Raw genomic sequence first — 12091 nt, 5'->3', positions numbered from 1 at the left:
TTTAACAGCCAAGAAAGGGCAAAAAATGGTACAAAAAGCGAAGACTTTGTCGTAACACTTTCAATAACAGTAAGTTATGAACATTGCTCATTTTTCGCGTATTTGCGACCAACTTTGCTGTTGGATGTTTTCACGCGAGTTATGAGAGACACTTTGTAAAGAAAATTCAGCATTTATTTCCCTTCCATGTAGCGTATCATCAATATAACCTACACTATTCCTTTTGTGTCTTTTCGCAGTATAAAATATCACTCTTCAATAAAAGAGCAGGGAGATACAAGCATTGCTTTGCAAATTATATGGATGAAAATAAGGGCTGATTTCAAGAAATTTTGTACATTTGCCCTTATCTAAGTCTAAATGGACGCAATAGATGAACCGCCTTTGAGAAAAAATCCCACCGACGGAAAGTAAGCGAGGTGAAAGTTCCACCCTGCTATAAGAGAGAATAACTCTATTGTGATGCACCCCCGATTTGGGCTACATTGCGGCACAACAAGATAAAAAGAACACTACATGAAAGTATTGAAGTTTGGCGGAACATCCGTTGGTTCCGTGGAAAGCATCCTCTCACTGAAGAGGATTGTCGAGAGAGAAGCCCAACGACAACCCGTTGTTGTGGTAGTAAGCGCATTGGGAGGCATCACCGACCAACTGCTAAGCACAGCACAATTGGCACTGTCGGGCAATGAAACTTGGAAAGACTCCTTCGACAATATGGTGGAGAGACACCACCAACTCATTGATTCCGTTATCACTGACAACATCAAGCACAGCGAACTATATCACAAGGTAGACACGCTGTTCGAACAACTCCGTTCCATCTACTTCGGTGTATTTCTCATCCACGATCTGAGTCATAAGACAGAAGACACCATCGTGAGCTACGGCGAGCGACTAAGTTCGCACATCGTTGCCACCTTAGTAGAGAATGCCCGTTGGATAGATGCCCGCACATTCATCAAGACCGAGCGCAAACACAACAAGCATGTATTGGACAGCACGCTCACTCAGCAGTTGGTGAGAGACGCCTTTTCGCATCAGCACACCATTACCTTGGTGCCGGGATTCATCAGTCAGGACAAAGACACACACGAGACTACCAACTTGGGAAGAGGCGGCTCAGACTACACCGCCTCTATCATTGCCGCCGCACTCGATGCCGACATTCTGGAAATATGGACAGATGTAAATGGCTTTATGACAGCCGATCCCAAGGTAATCAAGGCTGCCTACACGATTCATGAACTCAGCTACATCGAGGCGATGGAGCTGTGCAACTTTGGTGCCAAGGTGGTATATCCGCCCACTATCTACCCTGTATGTGTGAAAAACATCCCTATACAGGTGAAGAACACGTTCGATCCCGACGGTGAGGGAACCATGATTAAGGCAAAAATCAAAAACGATGGCAAGCCTATCAAAGGCATCTCAAGTATTAAGGGTACCACACTTATCAACGTGGCAGGACTGTCCATGGTGGGTGTCATTGGTGTCAACCGTCGCATCTTCACCGCCTTGGCGAACCATGGCATATCGGTATTCATGGTAAGTCAGGCGTCTTCGGAGAACTCTACCAGCATTGGTGTACGCGAACAGGATGCAGATGCTGCGGTAGCTGTACTCAACGAAGAGTTTGCCAAAGAGATAGAAACGGGTGCTATGTTCCCCATGGAGGCACAAAGTGGGCTTGCCACCATTGCCATTGTGGGTGAGAACATGCGTCACCTGCCAGGAATAGCCGCCAAACTGTTTGAAACATTAGGGCGTTCGGGCATCAGTGTCATTGCTTTTGCACAGGGGTCCAGTGAGACCAACATCTCCGTAGTCATAGAAGCTGCCTACCTGCGCAAAGCCCTGAACGTGCTGCACGACTCGTTCTTCCTGTCCGAATACAAGGTGCTCAACCTCTTTATCTGTGGCATTGGCACCGTAGGAGGCAAACTCATAGAGCAGATACGGTCGCAATACGATGAACTGAAGGAACATTCCCGACTCAAACTCAACGTGGTAGGCATCGCCTCATCCAAACATGCCATATACAACCGTGACGGTTTAGACTTGCAGACCTACCGAGAAGAGTTGCAAGCATCAGAACTCAGTTCACCACAGAAATTGTGTGAAGCCGTCATCGGCATGAACATCTTTAACTCTGTTTTTGTAGACTGTACGGCAAGTGGCGAGATTGCCGCCCTCTATCAACCCCTCTTAGAACATAACATCAGTGTGGTGGCAGCCAACAAGATAGCCGCCTCATCGCCTTACGACGAATATATGCGATTGAAACAAACCGCCGTGACACGAGGAGTAAAGTTCAGATACGAAACCAACGTGGGAGCAGGACTGCCCATTATCGGCACTATCAACGACCTGCGCAACTCGGGAGACAAGATTCTGAAGATTGAAGCCGTACTTAGTGGCACGCTCAACTTCATCTTCAACGAGCTGACAGCCGATGTGCCATTTTCGGAGACTGTACACCGTGCCAAAGAAGAGGGGTATAGTGAGCCCGACCCACGCATCGACTTGAGCGGAAAGGATGTGATCCGCAAGCTGGTCATCCTCACACGCGAGGCTGGCTACAAGGCAGAACAAGAAGAGGTGGAGAAACACCTGTTTGTGCCTGATGAATATTTTGAAGGTAGCGTGGACGAATTTTGGAAGCGGCTACCACAATTGGACGATGACTTCGAGAAACGTCGTCGCACCCTCGAACAGCAAGGTGAGCGATGGCGATTCGTAGCCTCTATGGAGCATGGAAAAATGAAAGTCGGTCTGCAAGCAGTAGCACAGTCGCATCCCTTCTATAACCTCGAAGGTAGCAACAACATCGTGTTGCTCACCACCGAACGCTACAAAGCCTACCCCATGCAAATACAGGGATATGGTGCAGGTGCCGATGTCACTGCCGCAGGCGTGTTTGCCAATATCATGTCGATAGCCAATATATAATATATAAGGTGGACTGAGGATGATGAACAAAACTATGAAGAAACATTGCCGAAGAGGAACTCTGAAACGCATTCATGTGAAGATTACAAAAAAATCATTGATTTTTTGGTGTAATCGATGACAAATCATTATATTTGTAGTCAAACAATCTAAAATGAAAAGCAATCAATGATTTATATTGATGTTCCAGAGAAGAATAGGTTAACCAGTTTTTACCTTGCCACCGAAGAATACGTAGCACGACATATTGCCGATAACGAAGATTATTTCTTTATTTGGCAAGTCCCTCCTACGGTGATGGTTGGACGTAACCAGTTAATAGACAACGAAATAAATTTACCTTATTGCCGAGAAAAAGGTATTCATCTTCTTCGGCGTAAGAGTGGTGGAGGATGTATTTATGTGGACGAGGGCTGCTTGCTGTTCTCGTATATTACGCACAATGATCAAGTAAATCTTGTTTTCACCCAGTACATCGACCGCATTGTGCAAATGCTTCGACAACTTGGAATAAATGCCGAAGCAGGGGGCAGAAACGACATTTTGATTAATGGGAAGAAAGTGTCGGGAAATGCTTTCTATCATGTTCCGCAGTGGAGCATCGTACATGGCACCATGCTCTACGACACCAATCTTCAGAATATGGTAGCAAGTATCACGCCAAGTCAACAGAAGTTAAACAGTAAAGGCGTGCAAAGCGTTCGCCAACACATTGCCTTGCTCAAAGATTATACCACACTCTCCATAGAAGAAGTGAAGCGTCAAACGAAGGAGTTTCTATGCTCATCCGCCCTCACCCTTACAGAGAAGGACATCAAGGGCATTGAAGAGATAGAGCAAGACTACCTGTCGGATGAGTTCACCTATGGCAACAATCCGCGTTACACGATGACCAACAAGCAACGCATCGAGAATGTGGGCGAGTTGGAGGTGCTTATGGAACTCAAGAACAACGTCATCAAGCACGTGAACATCATGGGAGATTATTTCCTGACGGGCGACCTTGACAATGCTATCTTGAAACCATTGCAAAACATCCCATACACCAAGCAAGCCGTAGAAGCGGCTTTACCAGAGCAAGTGAACCACATCATTAGAAACTTGAACAAGGCACAATTGGTCAACTTGATTGTAGAGCCGCCAAAACAATAACAATAGAATGGCACTTTTTAACCGCTAATAATAAATCTATGTACAAACCTAAATTTATAAAATATGGAAAATAAACGAACTTGTCTGCATGACAGACATGTAGCCTTGGGTGCTTTAATGCAACCATTTGGTGGCTACGACATGCCTATCCAGTATTCATCTATTATTGAAGAGCATAATGCTGTGCGCCAACACTGTGGCGTTTTCGATGTTTCCCACATGGGCGAAGTCTACATTACAGGGAAAGATGCAGAAAAATATGTGAACTACATCTTTACTAATGATGTTACCAATGCTCCCCTAAACAGCATCTTTTATGGAATGATGCTCTATCCTGACGGAGGAACCGTAGACGACTTGTTGGTTTACAAGATGGGCGAAAACGAATTTTTCTTAGTCATCAATGCCGCCAACACTGACAAAGACGTAGAATGGATACGTCAGCACGCAGAAGGTTACGATGTAACCATTGACCATTGCTCAGACTATTACAGTCAGTTGGCAATTCAAGGACCAGAGGCAGAAAGCGTTGTGGAAGAAGTATTACACCTATCTTGTAAAGATTTGGCGTTTTACGAAGCAAAGACAATAGACGTCAATGGTGAGCAAATTATTGTAAGTCGCACTGGTTATACGGGAGAAGACGGCTTCGAGATATATGGCTCACAAGCTTATATCGTTCAAGCATGGGATGCTTTAATGGAGAGCAAGCGTTGTACACCTTGCGGTTTGGGCTGTCGTGACACTTTGCGCTTTGAGGCAGGTCTTCCTCTTTACGGAATGGAGTTATCTAAGGACATCACACCAGTAATGTCAGGACTAAGCATGTTCTGCAAGTTAGATAAGCCCGAATTCATTGGAAAGGAAGCTATCGCCAAGCAAAAAGAAGAAAAACCAAAGCAAAAAGTCATTGGACTGGAATTAGAGGGCAAAGCTATTCCTCGTCATGGTTATCCCGTTATGAAAGACGGACAGCAGGTAGGTATTATCACTACAGGCTATCACTCTATCAGTTTGGATAAAAGTTTGGCGTTTGCCTTAGTAGATTTGGAACATTCTAAACTCGGTACAGAACTGGAAGTTCAAATTAGAAAGAAAACATTCCCCTGTGTAGTTGTCAAGAAGAGATTTCTCAACAAACATTAGAAAAGCAAACATATTTTATGAAAATCTGTGACGATGACTATCACTGCATGTTTCATCGAATGTAATAAATAACAAAAAATCATCAAAAAAATAGATCAAAAGAATATGGCAAAAGTAATTGAAGGACTCTATTACAGCGAGTCGCACGAGTATGTAAGAGTAGAAGGTAATATTGGTTATGTTGGAATCACAGACTATGCACAGCAAGCTTTGGGCAACATTGTTTATGTAGATCTTCCAGAAGTGGATGATGAAATTGAAGCTGGCGATGACTTTGGTGCTGTAGAGAGCGTAAAAGCTGCAAGTGATTTGGAAAGTCCAGTAAGTGGAACGGTGGTTGAAGTGAATGAAGAACTTGAAGATACACCAGAGAAAATTAACGAAGATGCCTTTGAAACTTGGATTATGAAATTGGAACTGTCTGATAAATCCGAATTAGAGAGTTTGATGGATGCCAAGGCTTATGAAGAATTCTGTAAAAAGTAATATGGTTATGAATTACAAGTTTTTTCCACATACAGAAGAGAATGTTTCTGATATGTTGGATAAAATTGGTGTAAAATCTCTTGAAGACTTATTCAAAGAAATTCCAGAAGAAGTGCGTTTCCGTGGTGAATTCGACATTCCTGGAGCAAAAAGTGAAATAGAGATTCGCCAATTTTTTAATCAATTAGGAGCAAAAAACCAACAACTCACTTGCTTTGCTGGTGCTGGCGTGTACGATCATTACACACCATCAGCAGTTCCATCCTTGGTGAGTCGCTCAGAATTTTTAACCAGCTATACGCCTTATCAGGCAGAAGTATCACAAGGAACACTTCATTATATCTTTGAATTTCAAAGTATGATGGCAGAGTTGACGGGTATGGATGTATCCAATGCGTCTATGTACGACGGTTCTACTGCCACAGCAGAAGCTGTATTGATGGCGAAAGCGAACCATAAAAAGGCAAATAAAGTTCTCATTTCTGAAACAGTAGACCCAAAAATCCTTTCTGTTATCAAGACTTATGCACATTTTCAACAGATAGATATTGAAATGATAGCAGCACGGGAAGGCATTACCGACCAAGAAGATTTGGAACAGAAATTAGCTGAAGGTGGCGTTGCTGGCGTGGTTGTACAATATCCCAATTACTATGGCATTGTAGAAGATTACACAGGTGTAGCCGATAAGTGCCATGAACAAAAGGCATTGTTCATCATGAACAGCAATCCTTCTGATTTGGCATTGCTCAAAACACCAGGAGAATTGGGCGCAGACATCGCCGTTGGCGAAGCTCAATCATTGGGCATTCCCATGGGATGGGGTGGTCCGTATGTAGGATATATGTGCTGTACGGATAAACTTGTGCGCAAGATGCCAGGACGTATCGTTGGGAAAACCATCGATGAAGAAGGTCAACGTGTGTTTGTCCTCACGCTACAAGCGCGCGAACAGCACATCCGCCGACAGAAAGCGACATCAAATATCTGTTCAAATCAATCATTAATGGCACTTTGGGCAACGATATATCTTTCTTTAATGGGTAAAGAAGGATTGAAAGAAGCTGCACAATTGTCTTATGACGGTGCACATTATCTATGTGAACAGCTATTGAAAACAGGACATTTCACATTGGCTTACAATCAGCCTTTCTTCAATGAATTTTGCGTGAAGTATGACGGTAACCTCCAAGAACTTCAACAACGATTCATTGAAAATGGCATCTTTGGTGGTATACAAGTTGGTGATGACATGCTCATGTTGGCTGTAACCGAAAAGAGAACAAAGGAGGAAATTGATCAACTAATAGAACTCGTGCCATGAACCATCAACTATATCATAACTTAATATTTGAACTTTCTCACCCTGGAAGATGTGGATATACGCTTCCAAAGAATGAATTTGGACGACATGAAATACCTGCCACATTAAAAAGGACAGTCGATGCCGAGCTTCCAGAGTGTGATGAACTGACAGTAGTGCGCCACTATACCAACCATAGTGAGAACAACTTTGGCGTTGACAACGGCTTTTATCCGCTGGGATCGTGTACCATGAAGTACAATCCAACTATCAATGAAGAGATGGCAGCACACCCTGCATTTGTTAATTTGCATCCACTTCAACCTGCTGAAACAGTGCAAGGCGCAAAAGAAGTGTATGAGAATTTGCAACAAGCCTTATGCGCTTTAACAGGATTGTCTCGCTTTACGCTTAATCCATGTGCAGGAGCTCATGGAGAATTAACGGGACTCATGATTATCAGTGCATATCACCAAGCAAACAACGATACGAAGCGTACCAAAATTATCGTACCTGATTCTGCCCACGGAACAAATCCCGCATCGGCTGCGGTATGTGGATTAGAAGTGGTAGAGGTAAAAAGTACCGCCGATGGATTAGTGGATGTAGAGCACCTCAAGACACTCTTAGGAGACGACATTGCTGGAATGATGATGACGAACCCCAACACTTTGGGACTCTTCGAGACACATATTCCAGAGATTACCAAACTCATTCATGACTGCGGTGGTTTGATGTACTACGATGGAGCAAATCTTAATCCGCTGCTGGGTGAATGTAGACCAGGCGATATGGGATTTGATGTGATGCACATCAACTTACATAAAACATTCTCTACCCCACATGGAGGCGGCGGTCCTGGCTCTGGTCCTGTGGGTGTTTGCGAGAAATTGGTAGATTTCTTACCCACCAATAATTGTGCAACCAATGCAAAAGGGCATTTTACCATTACGGTTCATCCTTATCACGGACATTTCCTCACCTATATGAGAGCCTACACTTACATCCTCACCTTAGGCAAGGAAAATATCAAGATGGTAGGACCTTATGCCACATTGAACGCCAACTACATCAAAGAATGCTTGAAAGACGTTTACAAACTCCCCATAGACACCATTTGCAAGCATGAGTTTGTGTTTGATGGTCTCATGGACAAGAGCACTGGAGTAACCACAATGGACGTTGCCAAGCGTTTATTAGACCATGGCTTCCATGCTCCAACGATCTATTTCCCATTACTCTTCCACGAGGCAATGATGATAGAACCTACCGAAAACGAAAGCAAGGAAACGCTGGATGCATTCATAGAGGTGATGCGCAAGATTGCCGACGAGGCAAAGAACGACCCTGAAATCGTGAAAAGCGCACCGCACGAAACACCTATTAAGCGTGTGAACGATGTGGAAGCAGCCAAGCATCCTATACTTACCTTTAAGCAATTGACCGATGACAACAACTGATTTAATCATCATTGGAAGTGGTCCTGGAGGCTATCGCGCTGCTGATTATACTGCGAAGAATGGCCTTCAGGTCATCATATTCGAAGCTTTAGAAGCAGGCGGAACGTGTCTTAATTGTGGATGTATCCCAACCAAATGTTTGGCACACGATGCCTCTAAAGAAGAAAAGCCTGCCTTCGAACAGGTGATGGCAAGAAAAAATGAAGCTATCCAGCAATTGAAAGCAGGAGTAGAGACATTACTTTCCCAACCTAACATTACATTGGTACACGGCAAGGCATCTTTTAAGGACGCTAAAACCATTGTTGCCAACGGAGAGGAATATGCGGCGAAATACGTCATCATAGCCTCTGGATCGCAAGCAAAAGTACCTCCTATCGAGGGTATTGTTTACAATCCCCACGGAAATTCCAATGTCTTTACCTCTACAGAATTGCTTTCCATTGACCACATCCCCGAAAAGTTGTGTATCGTAGGGGCTGGTGTCATTGGTATGGAGTTTGCATCTGCCTTCGCACAGTTCGGCAGTCAGGTAACGGTAGTCGAATTCATGAAGGAATGCTTACCGACATTAGACAGCGATATTGCAAAGCGATTAAGAAAATGTTTGGCAAAGACAGGCATTCAGTTCTATTTGCAAGCTGCAGTAAAGAAAGTAGAAAATGGCAAAATATACTTTGAACAAAAAGGAAAAGAACAAAGTGTAGAAGCAGATACTATTCTTATTGCAACTGGACGGGCTGCCAATATCGAAGGACTAAATCTTGATGCCGCAGGGGTTGCCTACGACAGAAAAGGCATTTTAGTCAATGACAATATGGAAACATCCGTAAGTGGCATTTATGCCATTGGGGATGTGAATGGACGACAAATGTTAGCACACGCTGCCACATTCCAAGGAATGAGAGCCATCAATCACATACTTGGCAAAGACGATAACATTCGATTCGACATCATGCCCGCTGCCGTATTCACCTATCCTGAAGCCGCTTGCGTAGGCAAGACCGAGGATTCATGCAAGGCAGAGAACATAGCATACAAGACTAAGAAAGGCTACTATCGTGCAAACGGCCGTGCGCTTTCTATCGAAGAAACCGAAGGAATGGTGAAACTCATCACAGATGAGGAGGACAAGATTATTGGATGCCATGTCTATGGTGCTCATGCAGCAGAACTTGTTCAAGAAGTTTCGGCGTTGATGAACCTGAATATTAAGCTCAATCAGCTGAAGGATATTATTCACACCCACCCCACTTTGGGTGAAATCTTGCAAGATATCGCAATAGGCTAAAAGCCTTGTCACGAATATCTTTACAAAGTTGGAAGATCGTGTTGCATAGTTGGGCTATCGTCTATTGATGATAGCCCAGCTAATCCACTTTCTTCCAACTTTTTTATTTGGCACATTATTTGCATTACCTTTTATGCGAATTCATAAAAACATTATTATACAATGCAAAAAGGTAATATTGGGGTTACAACAGAGAATATCTTCCCCGTTATTAAAAAGTTTCTCTATTCTGATCACGAGATATTTCTTCGAGAGTTAGTGAGCAATGCCGTTGACGCTACTCAAAAGTTGAAAACTCTTTCAAAACAAGGAGATTTCAAAGGCGAAGAAGGAGATTTGACCATTCATATTAAGTTAGACAAAGAAAAAGGCACATTAACAATCAGCGATCGTGGTATTGGTATGAACGCTGAGGAAATAGACAAATACATCAACCAAATAGCTTTTTCGGGTGTAAACGACTTCATGGAGAAGTATAAAGACAATGCCAATGGCATTATTGGACACTTCGGATTAGGTTTCTACTCTGCCTTTATGGTTAGTAAGAAAGTGGAAATTATTACCAAAAGCTACAGGGAAAACGAGAAAGCCGTGAAATGGAGTTGCGACGGCAGCCCAGAATACACCATAGAAGAGACTGAAAAGGCTGACCGTGGAAGCGATGTCGTGCTTTATATCGATGACGACTGCAAAGAATTTTTGGAAGAGCAGCGCATCCAAACACTACTCAACAAGTATTGTAAGTTCTTGCCTATTCCGATAGCCTTTGGTAAAAAAACAGAGTGGAAAGACGGCAAACAGGTTGAAACCGCAGAAGACAATGTCATTAATGATACCGAACCATTGTGGACAAAAGCTCCTTCTACATTAAAGGACGAGGACTATAAGAATTTTTATCGCACCCTCTACCCCATGCAGGACGAACCGTTGTTCTGGATACACCTCAATGTGGATTATCCGTTTAACCTCACTGGTATCCTTTATTTCCCAAAGGTAAAGTCGAACATTGAGCTGCAACCCAACAAAATACAATTGTACAGCAATCAGGTCTTCGTTACAGATCAGGTAGAAGGCATTGTACCGCAGTTCCTTACCCTGTTGCATGGCGTTATCGACTCTCCCGACATTCCATTGAACGTGAGCCGTAGCTATCTTCAAAGTGATGCTAACGTAAAAAAGATTTCAACCTATATCACCAAGAAAGTAGCCGATCGCTTGCAATCTATCTTCAAAGAAGACCGTAAAAATTACGAAGAGAAGTGGGACGACCTCAAGATATTTATCAACTACGGCATGCTCTCTCAAGAAGATTTCTATGACCGTGCTAAAGACTTTGCCCTATTCAAGGACGTAGATGGCAAATACTTTACCTTCGATGAATACCGCACCCTCATTAAAGATAACCAAACAGATAAAGACGGACAACTCATCTATCTCTATGCAACCGACAAGGATGAGCAATACACGTACATAGAGTCAGCAAAGAACAAAGGCTACAGCGTCTTACTCTTTGACGGACAATTGGACGTTGCAACAGTATCTATGTTTGAACAAAAGTTTGAAAAGAGCCGATTTAGTCGTGTAGACGGAGACATCATCGATCGTATCATTGTAAAAGAAGAGACCAAGGAGTCGAAGTTAGACAAGAACGATCGTGACAATTTGTCACAAGTTTTCAAATCACAACTGCCTAAAATCAATCAGGCTGAATTTAATGTAGAGGTGCAAGCTTTAGGCGAATCAGCCATGCCACTCATCATTACCCAGAGCGAATATATGCGTCGTATGAAGGAGATGAGCAAGTATCAAGCTGGCATGGGCTTCTATGGGAGCATGCCCGATATGTTTACATTAGTACTGAACAGCGATCACAAACTGATTCAAAATGTACTCGACAATTGCAGCAAAACTACCGCCGATGCCTTGAAACCCATTGAGAGTGAAATCAAAGGACAAGAAGCAAGATTGGCAGCTCTGCATCAGAGTCAACAGAAAAAGAAGCCAGAAGAAATAACGCAAGAAGAAAAACAAGATGTTGAAAATACGCAAAAAGCAATCGATGAGCAGAAACAAAAGAAAGCAGACATCATTGCCAATGCGGCTAAAGACAATAAAATCGTACACCAACTCATAGACTTGGCTTTGTTACAAAATGGCATGTTGAAGGGAGCTGGTCTCGATAAATTCTTAAAGCGTAGTATTGATTTAATTCGATAAGAAGTTTTTCAAGGCTTAAAACATAGAGCTGACAAACCACTTATATGTATTCAACGCCACTCACCGCAGTGGCGTTTTTTTATT

8 protein-coding genes are annotated in these 12091 nt (G+C 43.2%); all 8 read left to right on the top strand.

Annotated elements, in window-relative coordinates:
- The first annotated feature begins 516 nt into the window (after positions 1-516).
- Positions 517-2952, top strand: coding sequence for a bifunctional aspartate kinase/homoserine dehydrogenase I (thrA, locus tag BN35_RS03410; RefSeq protein WP_028900960.1), 2436 nt, complete (start codon positions 517-519; stop codon positions 2950-2952).
- 168 nt (positions 2953-3120) lie between these two features.
- Entirely contained in the window at positions 3121-4104 is a 984-nt protein-coding gene (locus tag BN35_RS03405) for a lipoate--protein ligase (protein WP_025072107.1), read from the top strand.
- A gap of 63 nt (positions 4105-4167) precedes the next feature.
- A complete protein-coding gene (gene gcvT / locus BN35_RS03400) occupies positions 4168-5250 on the top strand; it encodes a glycine cleavage system aminomethyltransferase GcvT (RefSeq protein ID WP_025072108.1) in 1083 nt (360 codons plus the stop codon).
- Between the two features lie 105 nt (positions 5251-5355).
- Complete coding sequence (gcvH, locus tag BN35_RS03395; RefSeq protein ID WP_008122768.1) at positions 5356-5736, top strand: glycine cleavage system protein GcvH; 381 nt, start codon at positions 5356-5358, stop codon at positions 5734-5736.
- A 7-nt stretch (positions 5737-5743) separates the two neighbouring features.
- Positions 5744-7060 carry an aminomethyl-transferring glycine dehydrogenase subunit GcvPA gene (gcvPA, locus tag BN35_RS03390; protein WP_025072109.1) on the top strand — a complete coding sequence of 439 codons (1317 nt, stop codon included), beginning with the start codon at positions 5744-5746 and terminating at the stop codon, positions 7058-7060.
- Positions 7057-8499, top strand: coding sequence for an aminomethyl-transferring glycine dehydrogenase subunit GcvPB (gene gcvPB, locus BN35_RS03385; protein ID WP_025072110.1), 1443 nt, complete (start codon positions 7057-7059; stop codon positions 8497-8499). The genes gcvPA and gcvPB overlap by 4 nt, the downstream gene beginning before the upstream one ends.
- A complete protein-coding gene (gene lpdA, locus BN35_RS03380; protein WP_025072111.1) occupies positions 8486-9790 on the top strand; it encodes a dihydrolipoyl dehydrogenase in 1305 nt (434 codons plus the stop codon). The genes gcvPB and lpdA overlap by 14 nt, the downstream gene beginning before the upstream one ends.
- 162 nt (positions 9791-9952) lie before the next feature.
- Complete coding sequence (gene htpG / locus BN35_RS03375) at positions 9953-12007, top strand: molecular chaperone HtpG (protein WP_025072112.1); 2055 nt, start codon at positions 9953-9955, stop codon at positions 12005-12007.
- Positions 12008-12091 lie beyond the last annotated feature (84 nt).

Origin of the sequence: Hoylesella timonensis 4401737 = DSM 22865 = JCM 15640 (genome assembly GCF_000455445.1) — a bacterium.
GTDB classification, from domain to species: Bacteria; Bacteroidota; Bacteroidia; order Bacteroidales; family Bacteroidaceae; genus Prevotella; species Prevotella timonensis.
Note: the sequence above shows the minus strand (reverse complement) of the source record. Positions and strands in the feature narration are given on the sequence as shown.